The organism is Aetokthonos hydrillicola CCALA 1050 (genome assembly GCF_017591665.1).
GTDB lineage: Bacteria > Cyanobacteriota > Cyanobacteriia > Cyanobacteriales > Nostocaceae > Aetokthonos > Aetokthonos hydrillicola.
Window position 1 is genome coordinate 1 of the sequence record NZ_JAAKGC010000003.1, and the last position, 17,686, is coordinate 17,686.

Sequence of the window (17,686 nt, forward strand, 5' to 3'; positions counted from 1 at the left end):
TAGACGCTGGGTAGCCAAGTGCGGAGCGGATAACCGCTGAAAGCATCTAAGTGGGAAGCCCACCTCAAGATGAGTACTCTCATGGATTAATCCAGTAAGGTCACAGGTAGATTACCTGTTTATAGGCGGTAGGTGGAAGTGCAGCGATGTCCGCAGCCGAGCCGTACTAATAGACCGAGGGCTTGACCTCTAATTTTTCTTTCGCTTCTATGCAGTCTTCAATGTTTTGAGCTTCATTACAGAAGTTAATGTTTAGTAGCCAAAATCAAAAATTATTTATACTTTTGACTTTTGACTTTTGACTTTTGACTTGGAGCGAAGCGACTTTCCTGGTGTCAATGGTGCGGTGGAACCACACTGATCCCATCCCGAACTCAGAGGTGAAACGCTGTTGCGGCGACGATAGTCGGAGGGTAGCCTCCCGCTAAAATAGCTCGATGCCAGGTATATATTTAAACCAAAAGCCTTCCCCGTTATTCTTCTGGGAAGGCTTTTGTGTTGATTTGTCGTATAATCATAAACTGCACCATTTTATGCGGATTTATCCCATTTGATGAGTATCCCTAGATTAGAATCTTCTATCTGGGTTATTATTTCACTATGACAACACAAAATTTGCGCGGTGAATCGAGTACTAAAATCCTAGAAACAGCATGTAGGCTCTTTTATGAGCAAGGATACCATGTTACTGGGATTAATCAATTGATTGCAGAAGCAGGAGTAGCGAAAGCAAGTTTTTATCACCATTTTTCCTCAAAGGAAGAGTTGTGTGTAGCTTACTTGAACAAGCGCCATCTGGATTGGTTTTCTTGGTTGCAAGAAGAGGTCGAAAAAAATCAAGATCATCAAGAACGGTTGCTGAGCCTATTTACTTTTTTAGAACGGTGGTTGTCTAACAGTAATTATAGAGGCTGTGCTTTTATAAACATTGCTTCTGAATTTCCCTTACCAGAGAGTAAAATTAGGCTTGCAGTTATAGAACACAAAAATGCCTTACGGGATTACATCAGGGATCTGGTTTCCAAATTAGACATTGAAGATAAAAAACATAACACCGTTTTTCTAGTCGATGCGATCTATGTTCTATTTGAAGGAGCAATTACTAGCAGTCAATTGTATTGTTCAGTGCAATCTATTCATGCTGCACGAGAAGCTGTTAGGCAGCTAATTAGTTGAACTGTAGTTTATTTGATACTCAAAATATTACAACCTAATATAAAAAAGGTTTAACTAGCAGTTTTTGACTGCTGCTGATAAGGCTATAGTACGAGCTGATGTTCTTAAAACTTCGGCTATTTTTTCAATGTGCCATCTAAATTAAATTTTGGGCAGATATCTATGCCAATCCAAGAATGGATCATAGCTGCCCATAAACCAATACCCTCTAATGCCTTGGCAATTAACACACGTCCTCTTAGTGATTCTTTGTCTTGTAAGTCAATGTATTCCATTCCCATAATGCTGTGATGATCGTCAGCTTCCACATGAATATCAAAATAAGCATCTCCTGCATTAATTTCATACATTTTTGGGGCTAGGGCTTTGAATAAATGATTAGAACAAAGTTCTATTCCGCTATTTATAGTAATTAACCACTTGTCCCGATCTTGCTCAATAGCAAGTTGGTAGGCTAAATTAATACACGCATTTGTTTCAAGTGTAGGAATGACTTCTTCAATTTCTTTGGCATTGTTGAGAAGTTTGTGTTTTAGTATCCATCTCATTAGCATCTGATAATGATCCGCTTCCCCATAAGCGTGCTTGGCGTAGAATGGCATCATATGATTTTCAGATAATGGAGTATTTCCAAGCATCAATCCGATGACTTTAGGAAATGTAGCAGAGTGGTAGTAGAGTTGCACCGCAGCAGGTTTAAATTGTAGTGGAGACTGTAGCTGACTAACCCAATCAAAAAACGGCATTTGCTTGACTATAGCGCTTGCTCGATAAATTGGATCAGTTATCCATGCGTGCTTGATACGTAACTCTTCTATTTTAACTGGATCTACACCTACGTAAGTAGGAGAAGTCTCATAGCTAACTGTTGACATCTTTGTTTTTGTATCCTTACATTCACGACAACTTAAGATAGTTCAGCTAAAGTCAATCAGCAATTTTACTGCTTATCTCTTTGGATCGAGATATTAAAAAAACTTAGTATTTAAAAATTAAATTCTATTTTGATAGATAATTTCAGTGAATCTCCTAAGATGCAAAGAAAACAGGGTAGGGGGGATGTATTGGTTTCATTTGTTTACTCCTAGAAGCGAAATTTACAGCTAATAACAGGGTAATATCCTGTACTTGATTCAATAATAGGTAGGTCGATACTGGCTATTTTACGAAATTATAAGCTTTTAGGGCTTTTATTTCAGCTGGTTCTTTAAGTAGTCGTAAAAATCTTGACCAGATTAAATTGGCACACCTTGAGCTTGTGTACGATCGCACTCCATAATTTCGAGGCTTTTAACTGGCAAGGTTGTATTTTTACCAATACAATCAAAAACAAGGATTTTATAGAGCCCAAGGCTTAGTATCCTAAATTTAGTAGTAAATTAACAGTTCAGGGTTAAAAAGCTATTACTAGTCCACAGATGGTAGATCGCATTAATGATATTGCTTGGCAAGCCCACCAGGGTAGCGTTGCAGCAATTATTCAAGTATTGAATGACAGGCTCGCTAATTCTGGTGTTAGAACCAGAGCTATTTTTGATAACGGAGTCTTACAGCTTCTTTGTGAGGCTCACAGTCAAGATAACCTCGAACAATCAATTCTAGTAAAGCAAATCCAGCAGATTCTCGAGTCAATTCAACCACGGAACATTCGGCGAGTAAATATAAACAGTCGAATTGTTCGGGAACAGCAATTGCTATGGCTAGAGGAAATCCACCGAGACTCAGAACAACAATTGCTCTGGACACAGGAAATTACACTAATCCAGCCGAATATAGTTAAGCGATTATTTAAAGATCTCAGCGAACGGAAAATGGCTTTGGAAATGTCACCTTTTCCAAAACCTCGAGCTTCTACTTTTTCGATCACTAAACCTAACAATTTCCAATCGCAACGCCTCTGGGAAACCGCTAAAATATGCGGTTTTTTACTATTATTTTGTATAATTCTTTATACTATGTTAGGAGGTAAATTAAAAAACCCAATGCAACAACTTGTGACTCCTAACCACAAAGCTGCAACACCATCACAAGACACATTTGCAGAAGCAGTACGGATCGCTAATTCTGCTTCTGAAGCTGGGAAAGTAGCCAAAACCTCAGCACAGTGGCTAGATATAGCTGCTAGGTGGCAACGAGCATCAGAGTTGATGAATGCTGTACCACCTAGTCACAGCCGTTATGAAGAAGCTCAGATTCGTACTAAACTATACAAGAAATATAGCGAAGCCGCTGAACAAGAAGCCAAAAAAAGTCCATCTACACGCTCATCTCTAGCATCCGTTGAATGGGTAACTTAGCCGCTAGGCGAATTTCCTCTGACATAGTGATTTCTGGAGCGCGGTTTTTCATCGCCCAGTAGAGCTTTTCTAGCGTATTTAACCTCATAAAGGGACACTCGTTGCAGGCGCAATTATTCATCGGTGGTGCAGGAATAAAGCACTTGTGCGGCGCTTGTTTTTGCATTTGATGAATAATTCCCGGTTCTGTAGCAACAATAAACTCCTGTGTTGGGCTTTCTTGACAATACTTGAGTAAAGCTGCTGTAGATCCGACAAAACTTGCGTGGTGGAGTACCGAAGTTTCACATTCTGGATGAGCGATCGCCTCTGCTTCTGGATGTGCTATTTTTAACTGCACAATTTTCTTTTCCGAAAAAGTTTCATGGACGATACAGCTACCTTGCCATAGCACCAAATCTCGTCCAGTCTTTTCCATCACATACCGCCCCAAATTTCGATCTGGAGCAAAAATAATCGGCTGTTCCTCTGGTATTTGCTGGACGATTTTCACAGCGTTGGAACTTGTACAAATAATATCGCTCATTGCCTTTATTTCGGCAGAGCAGTTAATGTAAGAAACAACCAAATGATTTGGGTGTGCTGACTTGAAAGCAGCAAATTCCTCTGGTTGACAACTATCAGCTAAAGAACAACCAGCATCTAAATCTGGTAAAAGTACTAATTTATCAGGATTAAGAATCTTTGCCGTTTCTGCCATGAAATGGACACCAGCAAACACTATCACGTCTGCATTAGTTTTTGCGGCTGTTTTTGCTAGTTGTAGTGAATCGCCAATAAAATCTGCTATGTCCTGAATATCCGGATCTTGATAGTAATGCGCCAGGATAACGGCATTGAGTTCTTTTTTAAGATTCTCAATAGCTGCAAATAAATTCAGTGGTAGTTCACCCAGTTGGGTTTTGTCTTGTTGAGCAAGTACAGTTGTAAACACAGTAGGAGTTACGTAAGATTATATTTTGTTACTCTGTGGGTTCAATTATAGTACTTTTTACCAAAAATAGAAGGGGGGTAATCCTCCTTCTGTTGGTGCCAAAACCCCTGTAAGTTGCCTATGCTGGAAAAAGAAGGCAAGGAAAGTGGCATGACCAGTCAGAAAATTAATCCAAAAACATTGAAAATAGCAATAGTAGGAGATGTTCACGACCAGTGGGAAGAAGAAGACGCTATAGCACTCAAGTATTTGGGTGTTGACTTAGTGCTGTTCGTGGGAGATTTTGGGAACGAGTCAGTCGAAGTGGTAAGAGCGATCGCGTCCCTTGAAATTCCTTCAGCGAGTGTAATGGGAAACCATGACGCTTGGTATACAGCTACAGAGTGGGGACGTAGTAAATGCCCTTATGATCGCACCAAAGAAGATTGGGTACAGGAACAACTAGATTTGTTAGGGAAAACCCATGTTGGGTACGCTCACCTAGATTTCCCTGATTTCAATTTAACAGTCGTTGGCAGTCGCCCCTTTAGCTGGGGTGGTTCAGAATGGAAATATGCTGACTTTTACGAACAATGGTACGGAGTTGCAAATTTTGAGGAATCAACATCTCGGATTGTGAAAGCAGTAAATAGCGCAGCGTACCAAACAATTATCTTTGTGGGTCATAATGGTCCTACAGGGTTAGGTAATGAGCCTGACGATCCTTGTGGAAAAGATTGGAACCCACTTGGCGGAGACTTTGGCGATCCAGATCTTGCGGAAGCAATTTCTCGCACTCTCACTGCTGGTAAAATTGTGCCGCTAGTCACATTTGGTCATATGCACCACAGCTTGCGATATACCAAGAAAGTAAAACGAAAGCGTCTTTTTAAGACTCCAGGGGGAACAATTTACTTAAATGCAGCAAGTGTACCAAGAATTGTAAAAAATGGTAGCGAAAAGCTGCGTAACTTCTCAATTGTCCTCATGGAAGGAGGCGCTGTTTCTCAAGCCTCACTTATTTGGGTTGGTGACGATTTCGCAATTGCATCTGAGGAAATTTTGTATCAAAAATCCACTGAAGTAGTGCAAATTGTGTAAAAGGTGTGATATACTATATAATCGGTTAGCATTTTTGCTAACAGCTTAACTGGAGAGGTGGCAGAGTGGTCGAATGCGCTCGACTTGAAATCGAGTGATGTGAAAGCATCCGTGAGTTCGAATCTCACCCTCTCCGTCTGTAGTAAGAAGAATACAGGAGCCAGGAGTCAGGAGTCAGCATAAATCGTCTAGTGTTGAGCGACTCCCTGTAGGGTAGCACTACTCGCCACCCTACAGGGAGTCGCCTACTGGGATGGCTTCCCAAGCAACAATTCTCCTTAACCGAATAGTACTGAGTTCTGACTCCTGAACTCTGACTCCTGAATTCTGACTCCTGGACGCCACATGCTTCAAGCCGGGGAACCCCTTCGGGTTCACCAGTTGCCTACAGAGGGAAACCCTCCTGCAGCACTGGATTCACCGTCCAACGCAGTGGCTCCTCCTCATTCCTTGTTAAAACTTGGTTGAGTTTTCCACTGCGATAGCCTTCTAAATCCAAGGTTACGTAAATGAAACCAAATTCTTGAAAAGCAGAAACTATAGATTGTAGATCTGTCGTCAGAATAAATTCTTTAATATGTTCTGGCGGTAATTCTATGCGTGCTGTATCTCCTTCAGAACGCACGCGCAAATTCTTAAAACCCAATCTTCTCAGGTAGATTTCTGCTCTACCAACTCTTTGTAACTTAGCTACGGTAATTTCTTCACCGTATGGAAAGCGAGAACTAAGGCAAGGTTGTGCGGGTTTATCCCACCAAGGTAAACCAAGTTGTAGTGAAAGCTGGCGAACTTCAGCTTTCACCATTCCAACTTCGGCTAGGGGCGATCGCGCACCTCTTTCTTTTGCCGCTTGAATTCCTGGGCGATAATCATGTAAATCATCAGCGTTCACCCCATCCACCACATAGGGATAACCCAACTTTCTTGCTAAGGGTTTAAGAGTGTCGTGCAATTCGCTTTTACAGAAATAACAGCGATTGACGGGGTTAGAAGTATAATTGGGATTTTCCATTTCATGAGTCTGTACGAGCTGATGACGAATCCCAATAGTTGCTGCTTGAATTTTCGCGTCTTCCAATTCTTCTGGTAACAGCGAGGGAGAAACAGCCGTCACAGCCAAAGCGCGATCGCCTAAGACATCATAAGCCACCTTAGCGACTAGCGTGCTATCAACACCACCAGAGTAGGCAATCAAAGCCTGCTCCATTTCTCCAAAAATAGCTTTTAGTTGTGCAAGTTTTTTTGTCAGCATATTTAAACCCCAATCCACCCCGATTGCTATACCACCTGACATATTCTATTTTAGAGAAAGCGTTATGAGTTCGCCTTTAACACTAAGAAGTTATTCCTTCGGACTTATTTTTCTGGTGACTTGCAATACTTTGACACTATGGTTCCTAGCAATTCCAAATCAATGGGTTTAGAGATGTAGTCATTAATCCCAGCTGCCAGACAAATGTCGCGATCGCCTTTCATCGCCATTGCTGTTTGTGCAATAATTGGAATCATCTTATACTGGTCATGATCTCGTAGCTGTTGCACCAAGTCAAGACCATTGCTATCTGGTAGCTTAATATCCATTAAAATCGCTGCTGGATAAATGTTATGTAAAGCTTCCCACATTTCGGCGGCACTTTTTACCCATGTGACCTGATAGTGCAATCTTTCTAAATAAGTTTGTATCATCTGACCATTGGGTAAGTCGTCTTCCACCAGCAAAACGTCCCAGTTGGGAGATGGAGAAACAGAAGAATTGTTCATTTCCTCGGAGCCCAACTCCGCCTCTATGTCAGTTTCTTGTTCTGCACCTCCCTGTCTAAGAGGAAGTACAATTGTAAAACTCGATCCAAGATCAACTTCAGAAGTCAGTTCTACATAACCGCCGTGAAGTTCGGCTAGCTTCTTAGTCACAGCTAACCCTAAACCTGTACCTTCTTCACGACTAGCTGCTGGATTAGCGATTTGGAAATACGGCTGAAATAATTCAGCTTGATCTTCTGGCGATATGCCAGTGCCAGTATCCCAAACTCTAAAATGTATAAATGAACCGTTAAGCTTCACTTGTAACCCAACGGTGCCTTTATTTGTAAACTTTAATGCATTAAACAGCAGATTCAGCAACATTTGCTTAATGCGCAAAGGATCTGCCACAAAACTGGTTACACCAGGATCTATGTCAACTTTTAATTTTAAACCCTTGTTAGCAGCTTTCTCTTTGACAAGAGCTATAAGAGTGTCGCACAGCGGTTGCACCTCTACTGTTTCATACTGTAAGTCTAGCTGGTTAGCTTCAATTTTTGAAAGATCCAAAATATCATTAATTAAAGCCAAAAGGTGTTTACCACTAGACTGAATAATATGTAAATACTCTTGATGGCGCTCTTGGGTTGGATCGTAACCTTTAGCTAAAAGCAGGTGAGTAAAACCAATAATAGAGCTAAGGGGTGTACGAATTTCGTGACTAGTATTTGCTAGAAACTGGTTTTTGAGTTGATTCGTACGCAGCAAATCCTGGTTATGGTTTGCTAATGCTTGACATTGCTGTTGTAAAGATTGTACCTTTGTCAGCTGTGCTATGGCTGTAGAACACTGGCTAGCAGCAATAGCCATAAATTGTGATGTGAGTGTAGCACAGATGTCTTCTAATGATTCATACCCAGACGGTAAAGGTTTTGTTGCTACAATCAACCAGCCTATTACGACACCTAAATGATCAGATAATTGCCAAGCATTGGGTGGTTGTTGATTCTCTAAACTCTTTAAATCTTCAATGCTTATCACTTGATTGAGTTTCAAAGCCAGTTTTTTCTCTTCATTCTGCTTGATCCCTGGTTGTTGGGGTTCCAATCGCTGAGAGGAGGAACGAGATACATAGCAAACTTTTGCAACGTTTTCTTGCGGCTGAACTAGCGCGATCACTACTCTAGTTGTGTTTAAAGTACTGTGAAGTTCGTTGACTAAGGTTTGAAAAATTTCTGCCTCTGGAGGAACTTGCTGTTGTTCGGTAGTGAAAACAGAAGCAAGGCAATTATTCAGGCGATTTTGCAACTGGTTCAAGCGACGTTCTAACCACAACTCAGCCTGAAGTTGCTGAATTGTCGCCAAAAGTGTTGGCGTTGCGTTAATTTTTGCATTTTGGTCTGATAAGCTTGAATACTGCTGCATGGTCAACTAGACCGCTTAACAAGTTTTGCTTGGCACAAGAGTACCAACAGGATTCTATGTATACTAGCGTACTATTCTTTCTATATTTATAGAGTAAAAGTCATAGTGTCAAATATAACGGTTTATTTATAAAATTACTAAGCCGCAATTGCTGAAAATTATGGATGCGCATTTAGCTCAATTAATCGTTAATGGAGTTGCAGTCGGGAGCATTATTGCTCTAGCTGCGGTTGGACTAACCCTAACCTTTGGAATTTTACGTTTATCAAACTTTGCTCACGGCGACTTCCTCACGTTGGGAGCTTATCTTACGCTACTCGTCAATTCATTCGGTGTCAATATTTGGCTGTCGATGGTGGTAGCTGCGGTGGGAACAATAGCAGCTATGCTCTTATCAGAAAAATTACTTTGGTCAAGAATGCGGTTGCTCCGAGCTACTTCGACTACATTAATTATTATTTCCATCGGTCTTGCCTTGTTCCTTCGTAATGGTATTCTCCTAATTTGGGGAGGTAGTAACCAAAATTATAGTGTACCTGTTAGCCAGGCGTTGGAAATATTCGGCTTGAGGATACCGCGAGATCAGTTGCTAGTCCTATTCTTAGCTGTTTTAGCTATTTTTGCCTTACGCTACCTTCTACAAAACACCAAAATTGGTAAGGCAATGCGAGCGGTTGCTGATAATCAGGACTTAGCCAGAGTTTCTGGTATTAATGTTGACAGAGTAATAATCTGGACTTGGGTTATAACCGGAAGCCTCACGTCTTTAGCGGGAAGCATGTACGGACTAGTTACGGCTGTTCGTCCGAATATGGGTTGGTTCTTAATTTTACCTTTGTTTGCCTCTGTTATTTTGGGAGGAATTGGCAATCCCTACGGGGCGATCGCAGGAGCTTTTATTATTGGCATTACCCAAGAAGTTAGCACTCCTTGGTTAGGTTCTCAGTACAAACAAGGCGTAGCACTCCTAATCATGATTCTAGTACTGCTCGTTCGCCCTAAAGGTTTATTTAAAGGCACGATTTGAGCAACACTAGAATCATGAATCTTCGAGACAAAGATGAGAACTCTTCTCCGTCTCGATTTGCCTAGTTATTGAATGATATGGAAATAATAGGCAGCAACGAGGAAGTTGATAGCTAACAGAAACAGCGCCCAGCCTGTACGAAATGCGTAAGGAGGTTTACCTCCAGATTTTGCAACATCTTTACCAACTTTTTGGCTAGCAGGTGTTGATGTTTTTGCTTGAGTTTCAGAAGTCATAATGTTCTCTCCTATTTTAAAGACTCTGTTCTATGGTATTTATGACCAGTGCACTTATGCTGATACTTTTTTGTTAACAATTCCAACGCATGTCAACAAACACTCCAGCTAAGATTTTCTCCTAACTAGGGTGTATCAAGCAATGCACGAGGCTAAACCCGGCTCACTTTGTACAGTGCGAAGCACTTTGACATCTATTTTTCTGTATTTCGCGTTTTCAAGCAGCAAAAATAAACAAAATGTATCATAATAAGTTAATTTGTTGTTTCTTCTGCTCCTGCGTGGTAAGAACTACGAACTAGAGGCCCAGAACGGACGTGGCTAAATCCCATTTCCTGCGCTTTGCTGCCTAAAATATCAAATTCTTCTGGTGTCCAGTATTTTTGTACTGGTAGATGATCTAAGGAAGGACGCATATACTGGCCAATGGTTAGGCGATCGCATCCCACTTCGCGAAGATCTGCCATTGTTTCAACGATTTCCTCAACTGTTTCGCCATGTCCTAGCATCAAGCCTGATTTTGTGGGAATAGTAGGGTCAAGTTCTTTAACGATTTGCAGAACGCGCAGAGAGCGATCGTATTTTGCACCCCGCCTTACAGGTCCTTGTAACCGTCGCACTGTTTCGATATTGTGGTTGTAACAAGCAGGCTTAGCATTCACAATCATAGAAATACGCTGACGTTGACCTTCCTCTCCCGCACCAACACCACCCCAAAAATCGGGTGTTAGCACCTCGATTTGAGTTCCTGGGTTCCACTGGCGGATAGTTTCCATTGTCTTGACAAAATGACCAGAACCTTGATCCGCTAGGTCATCACGAGCTACAGAAGTCAGAACTACATAACTTAATCCTAATAACTGTACAGCTTCTGCTACCTTTTGCGGTTCGTCTAAATCAATAGGCATTGGTGCATGACCTTTATCTACTTGACAAAACGCACAAGATCGAGTACATGTTGGCCCCATGAGCAAGAAAGTCGCAGTTTTTTGGGAATAACATTCTGCTCGATTCGGACACCGCCCTTCCTCGCAAATTGTATGAATTTGGCGTTGCTTAATAATTTGTTGTACAGTTTGTATCTCGCTTGCTTTGCCAATTGAAGGGCGCAACCACTTCGGCATGGCTATAATTTCGGATTTAAGTTGGGCTTTTTGAGAAGGGGTCATAAGTAATCAGAAGGAAATAGGTAGCAACGTTTTCACCCGTATAAAGTTTAGCGGGATAAGGGAAAGAATATTGGACGAAGGTGCAAGATCTGGTTAAAATTACTCCGAGGGTGGGGTTTTTGAGGAGCCCAGATTTTCTGGGTTGGGTAACCTATCAACCCAATCTTCGATGAGTTGAGTCATCGTTTTTTGCTTGCTTTGAGCATATAACTTCAGCTTGTTGTAACGGCGTTCATGCATCCGAAAACGTAATGATTTTTCTTTCATAGCGGTGTAGACGTTATTCGGATAATACGCTAACATGATTCGTCACTGAAAGTTCACGCGATCGGTCACCTGGCAGAACAGCCTTATGCCCTGCCTTGCCCAAAACGGGTCCAAGCCCCCGGATTTATCCGGAACAGAAAATAAAATCTGTTGCGAGACGCGTAGCGCGAGAAACAGGGCGTCATTATTTGAATCCTCTGTCTTTAGGCAGGGGTCCTTCTGCCTTCTGCCTTCTGCCTTCGTACTTCTGCCTTCTCAACACCATAGTTATCATTATTTTTCCCATCAAAGGTAATGCGATCGGGTGCATTGATGATAATGTTTCCCCCGTTTCCTTGCCCGAATAGTGGGGTTGAAAGTTGAGAACCACTCTGTACGGTAAGGGAACCAGTATCAATCTTGATGTTGCCGCCATTACCGTGAGCATTTGGATATACTTGATTATCTACTTGGCTCCCTTGTGCTAAGGTAATTACTTGTGTAGCATTGCGCTGAATATCTCCTGCTACAGTACTAGCATTTCCCAACCTCATTCCAATTCCAGCGAATAGGAATGAATTAGAGAACTCAAAATTTTGGGCATTAATAGCGATATCTCCACCATCATTGCCAAAAACACTAATTGCAGCTTGGTTGGTCAGGGAGATATCTGCCCGCTGCCATTGATTGTAACGTTGGAATTATTTGTTAAAGTTCTGTCTGGTGTAATCTGCGCACTTGCACAATAAGCAGTGAATATATAAGCTCCGCTTATAATCATTCCCAGCAACTTATAGCAAATGTAGTCTATTTGTGCCACTACAGTCTCCTTTCAAACCCATTTATCGTAGAATTACTGACAATACAAGTAAACCACGATTTAAGCATCATCAACTTGACTGATATACCTAAATAGTTCGGGAAGCCTGATAGCCCCGTTCGCGTAGCGTCTCCGCCAGGAGAAGGGAGAGTGTTAAGGAATTAAGGGAATTAACACTCTCCCGGTATTTATATCGGGGTGGTGTGGCTCCACGAGCGAATTTATTCGCCGTCAAGAAATCTTGTCGTTTTTGATATTGCAATATTCACGAACTAATCTCTCGATCAACTCACTGGGACTAATACGAAGTTGTTTTGCTGATTCTCTTAAAGCGTTCCAAGTAGTATCAGTTAAAACAATATTATGATTTTTCTTAAGTTCATTGTAAAAAACTGGTATATTTTTCATTCTTTTCATGTTGACAACTCCAGAAATAGCGCATAGACTAAATATAGTCTAGCAAACAATCGTAGGTGATATTAAGTGGCTCGGAAGACTACGCCAACATTCATAACAGAGATACCGTTAAAAGTTGACAGTTTTCAAGAATCTGAGTTGTTGTCAAGATTTCAAGCAGGTAGACAGCTTTACAATGCTTGTTTGAACGAAGCAATGATCAGAATGGAATTGGTTAAGACTTCCGAGGCTTACAAGGCAGCGAAAAAGATATCTAGGAACGAGAAGAAAAAGCGAAGTGATGCGTTTACTGAAGCGAGAAAGCTTTACAGGTACTCTGATTTTGATTTGCAGGCTTACGCTTCTATTGTTGCTAATAATTCCAAGTGGATTGCTGAAAAGATAGATGCTCAAGTTGTGCAAAAGATTGCTACTCGCGCATTCAATGCAAGTGAAAAAGTATTGTTTGGACAAGCCAAGAAAGTTAGATTTAAAGTACCAACACGCTTTAAATCTGTTGAAGGCAAGACTAACAAGCAGGGTTTACGCTGGAAAAATAATCAGGTAGTTTGGACAGGTATAAAAATAGATCCAATTATTGACCAAAACAACCCAGTTATTAAACATGGCTTAAACTCCCCTATTAAATATGTTCGCTTGCTTTGGAGAGAAATAAACGGGAAACGTCGCTGGTACGCTCAATTAATTAATGAAGGTCAACCCTACCAAAAAGAAAAGAACTTTGTTTCAGATGGGGTCATAGGGCTTGATTTGAACATTTCTAACATTGCCTATGTGGGAGATAAACATGCAGGGTTATTACCTTTTGCTGAAGGTGTACCCACAATGGAGCGCGAAATTAGTGTTATCCAGCGCAAAATGCAACGTTCCCAACGGGTTAACAATCCCGACAATTATCATCCTGACTTCGAGGGCAAGCGTGGACGTAAAACTATCACCAAAAAAGGCAAAGTTAAAAAGGGTAAACGTCAATGGAAAAAATCTGCTAATTATCGCAAACTTACCAACAAAAAACGTGAGCTAGAACGCAAGAAAACAGCCTATGCTAAATCTCAAAATCGCAAAGTGGTTAACGAGATTTTACGACATGGTAAAAACATAAAAACCGAGAATGTATCGGTTAAAGGCTGGCAGAAACGTTACGGTAAAGCTATTTCTGCTAAGTCTCCAGGTTTTGTACAATCTGAATTGGCTCGCAAAGCTGAAAACGCTGGCGGGCAATTCATTAGATTTTCTACCCAGAAAACAGCCCTGTCCCAAACCCATTTAGATGGTAGTCGTGTTAAGAAATCTCTATCTGAACGGGTTCACCATGATGCAACGGGTATTGCAATGCATCGGGATCTTTTTAGCGCTTATCTGAGTAGATTTGTAAATGAGGAAAATACGCTCTCATTGCAGGATGCTGCTTGCCAGTATCCGGGAATGGAACCGATCCTGTTAGAGGCTTGGGAGCGTTTCAAACAATCCGCGAATCAAGTAGGCGCGTCTGAACGTGGGAAGACTCATTCTCCCTTGGAGCGGATCTCTAACCAGGTCGAAACTACTCAACCAGATAAGCTAATAGAGCTAAAAGTTGAGGGGTAATGTTTCACTCTTATTCTCCGTGTCTTTAGACCGGAGAGGGGTTCAACCAATACTCCATAAGAACCAATTACTGCGACCAAGATTGAGAGTGCAACAAATGTGAGATCGTAAGATACTTGCATTCTTTTGTACAAATAGATTAATAACTGTCGTTTTTGCACACCCTGAAAGCTGCTTCTTTCTTGCGAAATAACTTACACTTACTTTAAACTTGAGGCCTCCAATTTACGTTCCTCCTCTAGTAAGAGTGCAAATTGCTGGGCGTATACAAGGTATAAAAAATAACAGGCGTATTGAGACGATCGCCCAAAAGCCAAGACTAAAGTCGATAGTCAAATTTTGCTAACCCAAAAATGGCGTTTTCCAAAGCTCTTTTGGGATACACAAGTATTAATACTTATCAAAAATAATCAGTGACTTTGCCATGTAAACAATCAGAGTTACTTACCCCGAATGGGTAGTGATTTGAACTTCAGCTAACGCATTTTACCTTAAATAACACTACTTACTGAATTAGCACTTATTTGTCAACAGTGAATTAAATCACATTAAATATCGTCATTTATACCGGAAATTACTCTCCCCTAATACACATCAATGTTAGATATAGTGGGATAGCTTAAAGGCCTTAAGTGGCAAAGCGCCTATCTAAAACTTAAGTTTCTGTAAGAGCAATTAGTTGTGGCAAGTAATAAAATTTTAGTTATTGATGACACCACCGTCGTTAGGGTAAAAGTACGAGAAATGTTGCCTCCTGGTAACTTTGAAGTACTGGAAGCAAAAGACGGTCTAGAAGGGCTAAATTTAATACGTCAAGAAAAACTTAGCCTGATTATGTTGGATTTCCTTTTACCTAAAATGAGTGGATGGGAAGTTTTCCAACAGATTCAATCCCAACCAGATCTTAGAAAGATTCCTTTAGTAGTCATGTCAGGTCGGAAAGAGGAGGTTACAGAGAAAATTTCAGAACCCTTTGAACACTTTGAATTTTTAGGAAAGCCTTTTGATCAAAAGCAGCTCATTGGTGCAATCAAACTAGCTATGAGCAAAGCTAAACAACCGCGCCAAGAACAAGCTGCTGTTGCTGGTCAAAATTCGACGGGACTACCCTCTGTAACAAAAGCAGCTTCTTCTAGTGAAATTGAAGCATTGAATGACAAAGTACTCAAGATGCAGACGGAAATCGATTCCCTAAAAAGACAGCTAGCTCAAGTTGTGACCTTCATTAAACAAAAAATCAAGTAATGTCAATAAGTAATTATGGTGGAATTTGAAATACAATTGGTATACGTTTTCAGTAAAAATCCCCTAGCTTGTAGCTAGGGGAGCCGCTCATTGACACTCTCCGCTCGCGCATAGACGGATATTCTCAAGACACTAAGGCTTTGATATCCTGTTTTCACAGGTTCCCAGGCGAACTACGGCTTGCCACTTAGGGCGTACTGATGAGCCAGTGCTCGACTAGGGTTTCCCGGCTTGTAGACGACCGAAGGGAGGCTTCCCGTAGGGTAGCACCTGGCGTATCTCCTTGCAGTGTTTTGGGCGTAGACTTCCTCCCAGTCCGGGAGTAGGTTTTATTTAAATGTCTTGTACTGACATGGTCAAATTTTAACACAAAGCCGTGCTACAAGCACTCTTGTTTTAGACCCAGTAATTTTGATAAGGGACTTGATTAGTAATGATTGCCAGATTTGCGATGATGAATGGCAGTCACGCTATCAGGTTTGAGCAACTTACCATTGTCAACGGTCGCATATACAACCCAGTGATCGCCACATTCCATGCGTTTGTTCACTGAACATTCTATATAAGCTAAAGCCTCATTGAGAACTATACAACCGTTATCTGCAACGCCTGTAGCAAAACCAGAAAAGCGGTCTTCACCTGGTAGAAAAGATTTACGAAAGTGCTTCATGTAGTCTACATGATTGTCTTCCGGCATGATATTTAGAGCAAACTTACCTCCTGGATGCATGAGAGATTCAATTGCTCGATCTTTAGCGATCGCAACTGTTATACCAGGTGGATTGAAAGTTGCTTGCGAAACCCATGCACCAAGCATTCCAGTGGAAACTTCTCCTTGTTTAGCTGTGACAACACAAACTGAACCAACGATACGACCTACAGCCTGTTCAACGGGGGTTGCAGCTGTTTGTGGTACACGCACTTTTTTAGCCTTTTTCAGAGATTGAGCAAAGTCTGTACCAGTTTCTTCACAGAATTTGAGCGTAACATCGTCGGGTTTAAACTTGACGCGCAAAGTGTCAAATCCGAACCGATAACCAGCATCCCTGAGTTTACTTTCTACTAAATCAATGGCTTCTCCACTCCAGCCATAGGAACCAAACACTCCAGCAATTTTGGTGTTGTTATCAATCGCTAACACAATACCCAAAGCAGTGTGAATAGGAGTGGGTGCATTACCACCTATGGTAGGAGTTCCGATGAGAAAGGCATCTGATTTTTCAACTGCGGCGCGGATTTCATCAGGTTGAGCAAATTCGCAGTTGATTGATTCTACTGCAACCCCACCTTTGGTTATACCGAGAGCGATCGCTTGGGCTAAAGTCGCTGTATTTCCGTATGCTGAAGCGTAAAGCAAAGCAACTTTAATCTCGCGAGCAGTTTGAGCATGGCTCCATGCTTTATAAGCTTTGTTAAGTTCTATTAAGCCGTAGCGAACTAGTGGACCATGACCAGTAGCATACATCCTCACCGACAGTTCTGATAGTTTCTCCAAAGCTGCTTGTACGTGAGTAGCTTGGGGGGCCATTAAGCAGTCGTAGTAATACCGTTGGTCATCCTTTAGAATGTCCCAATCTTCATCAAAGATTTCATCACCACAAACGTTAGCGCCAAATAGCTTATCTGTGTAAAGAATTTGGGTTTGCTCATCGTAGGTACATAGTCCTGATGGCCAACGCGGACTGGGAATAGGAACAAATCTCAATACATGACCCTTACCTAAATCCAGAGTTTCTTTCCCTCGCATCGTCAAGATTTTCAGATCTTTGTCTGGAAATGTTGCACGTAAATTTGCGGCACCAGGAAGAGAACAAACAAAAGTTATCTGCGGGGATAGTTCTAAAAGCGCTCTCAGTGTTGCAACTCGACTAGGGCTGAAATGACCAAGAACTACATAATCCAAGCGTTGTAGAGGTTGGGCATCACCATGCTTATGCAAGTATTGTTGCAATACCTTTGGATAAATAGCGGTGAAAGTTTCTGGAGGTGGGTCAATAATTGCAGTTTTATCGCCTTCAATTAAATATGAATTGATGGTGGTGCCCCTAGCAAGCGCATATTCGATTTCAAATCGTAGCCGTGTCCAACTACGTGCTCTCAGCACAGTAGTGTTTGTGGCAATTGGCAAAACTTGAATGTCGCGAGGATTAGAATTATTCATCTTTGTTCAGTGAAGTGTGAGGGGAGATGAGCAGGAAGCAGGGGGAGCAGGGGGAGCAGGGGGAGCAGGGGGAGCAGGGGGAGCACAGGAGCGAGTAGATACCCAATACCCAATGCCCAATGCCCT

At 41.6% G+C, this 17,686-nt stretch carries 15 protein-coding genes, 1 tRNA gene and 2 rRNA genes; 9 read left to right on the forward strand and 9 right to left on the reverse strand.

All coding sequences use genetic code 11. The features are described 5' to 3' along the window. The 3 genes from G4P69_RS02145 to G4P69_RS02155 all read left to right on the forward strand — a co-directional run. A 23S ribosomal RNA gene (locus G4P69_RS02145) occupies window positions 1-190 on the forward strand; the annotation flags it as partial. A 138-nt stretch (window positions 191-328) separates the two neighbouring features. After that, window positions 329-446: ribosomal RNA gene (rrf, locus tag G4P69_RS02150) — 5S ribosomal RNA — on the forward strand. Between the two features lie 154 nt (window positions 447-600). Beyond that, entirely contained in the window at window positions 601-1,176 is a 576-nt protein-coding gene (locus tag G4P69_RS02155; protein ID WP_208345264.1) for a TetR/AcrR family transcriptional regulator, read from the forward strand. Between the two features lie 116 nt (window positions 1,177-1,292). On the opposite strand, the gene G4P69_RS02160 is transcribed toward G4P69_RS02155, so the two are convergent. Further along, a complete protein-coding gene (locus tag G4P69_RS02160) occupies window positions 1,293-2,051 on the reverse strand; it encodes an iron-containing redox enzyme family protein (RefSeq protein ID WP_243902685.1) in 759 nt (252 codons plus the stop codon). 543 nt (window positions 2,052-2,594) lie between these two features. On the opposite strand from G4P69_RS02160, the gene G4P69_RS02165 reads away from it, so the two are divergent. Continuing rightward, window positions 2,595-3,473 carry a hypothetical protein gene (locus G4P69_RS02165; protein WP_208345263.1) on the forward strand — a complete coding sequence of 293 codons (879 nt, stop codon included), beginning with the start codon at window positions 2,595-2,597 and terminating at the stop codon, window positions 3,471-3,473. Here G4P69_RS02165 and nadA read toward each other — a convergent pair. Beyond that, complete coding sequence (gene nadA / locus G4P69_RS02170) at window positions 3,433-4,407, reverse strand: quinolinate synthase NadA (RefSeq protein ID WP_208345262.1); 975 nt, start codon at window positions 4,405-4,407, stop codon at window positions 3,433-3,435. The genes G4P69_RS02165 and nadA overlap by 41 nt on opposite strands. Window positions 4,408-4,557: 150 nt before the next feature. Between nadA and G4P69_RS02175 the strand changes: the two genes are divergently transcribed. Both G4P69_RS02175 and G4P69_RS02180 read left to right on the forward strand, forming a co-directional pair. Further along, a complete protein-coding gene (locus G4P69_RS02175) occupies window positions 4,558-5,487 on the forward strand; it encodes a TIGR04168 family protein (RefSeq protein ID WP_243902684.1) in 930 nt (309 codons plus the stop codon). Between the two features lie 51 nt (window positions 5,488-5,538). Beyond that, a tRNA-Ser gene (locus G4P69_RS02180) sits at window positions 5,539-5,623 on the forward strand. A gap of 249 nt (window positions 5,624-5,872) precedes the next feature. Here the strand turns inward: G4P69_RS02180 and larE are convergent. Together larE and hrmK are read right to left on the reverse strand one after the other, a co-directional pair. After that, window positions 5,873-6,739, reverse strand: coding sequence for an ATP-dependent sacrificial sulfur transferase LarE (gene larE / locus G4P69_RS02185; protein WP_208345443.1), 867 nt, complete (start codon window positions 6,737-6,739; stop codon window positions 5,873-5,875). A 104-nt stretch (window positions 6,740-6,843) separates the two neighbouring features. Then, window positions 6,844-8,652 (reverse strand): hybrid histidine kinase/response regulator HrmK, encoded by a 1,809-nt coding sequence (gene hrmK / locus G4P69_RS02190; protein ID WP_208345441.1) that lies wholly within the window; start codon window positions 8,650-8,652, stop codon window positions 6,844-6,846. 160 nt (window positions 8,653-8,812) lie between these two features. On the opposite strand from hrmK, the gene G4P69_RS02195 reads away from it, so the two are divergent. Next, complete coding sequence (locus G4P69_RS02195; protein WP_208345439.1) at window positions 8,813-9,679, forward strand: branched-chain amino acid ABC transporter permease; 867 nt, start codon at window positions 8,813-8,815, stop codon at window positions 9,677-9,679. A gap of 65 nt (window positions 9,680-9,744) precedes the next feature. On the opposite strand, the gene psaX is transcribed toward G4P69_RS02195, so the two are convergent. The 4 genes from psaX to G4P69_RS02215 form a co-directional block, all read right to left on the reverse strand. Continuing rightward, entirely contained in the window at window positions 9,745-9,915 is a 171-nt protein-coding gene (gene psaX / locus G4P69_RS02200; protein WP_208346378.1) for a photosystem I protein PsaX, read from the reverse strand. A 254-nt stretch (window positions 9,916-10,169) separates the two neighbouring features. Next, window positions 10,170-11,084, reverse strand: a complete 915-nt coding sequence (gene lipA, locus G4P69_RS02205) for a lipoyl synthase (RefSeq protein ID WP_208346386.1) — start codon at window positions 11,082-11,084, stop codon at window positions 10,170-10,172. Window positions 11,085-11,183: 99 nt separating this feature from the next. Next, complete coding sequence (locus G4P69_RS02210; RefSeq protein WP_208348315.1) at window positions 11,184-11,387, reverse strand: hypothetical protein; 204 nt, start codon at window positions 11,385-11,387, stop codon at window positions 11,184-11,186. A gap of 167 nt (window positions 11,388-11,554) precedes the next feature. Further along, window positions 11,555-11,884, reverse strand: coding sequence for a hypothetical protein (locus tag G4P69_RS02215; protein ID WP_208348191.1), 330 nt, complete (start codon window positions 11,882-11,884; stop codon window positions 11,555-11,557). A gap of 749 nt (window positions 11,885-12,633) precedes the next feature. Between G4P69_RS02215 and G4P69_RS02220 the strand changes: the two genes are divergently transcribed. Together G4P69_RS02220 and G4P69_RS02225 are read left to right on the forward strand one after the other, a co-directional pair. Next, window positions 12,634-14,154 (forward strand): transposase, encoded by a 1,521-nt coding sequence (locus tag G4P69_RS02220; protein WP_208346092.1) that lies wholly within the window; start codon window positions 12,634-12,636, stop codon window positions 14,152-14,154. 681 nt (window positions 14,155-14,835) lie between these two features. Beyond that, window positions 14,836-15,399 carry a response regulator gene (locus tag G4P69_RS02225; protein ID WP_208348194.1) on the forward strand — a complete coding sequence of 188 codons (564 nt, stop codon included), beginning with the start codon at window positions 14,836-14,838 and terminating at the stop codon, window positions 15,397-15,399. Window positions 15,400-15,826: 427 nt separating this feature from the next. On the opposite strand, the gene G4P69_RS02230 is transcribed toward G4P69_RS02225, so the two are convergent. After that, a complete protein-coding gene (locus G4P69_RS02230; protein WP_208348196.1) occupies window positions 15,827-17,560 on the reverse strand; it encodes a diflavin flavoprotein in 1,734 nt (577 codons plus the stop codon). Window positions 17,561-17,686: the final 126 nt, after the last annotated feature.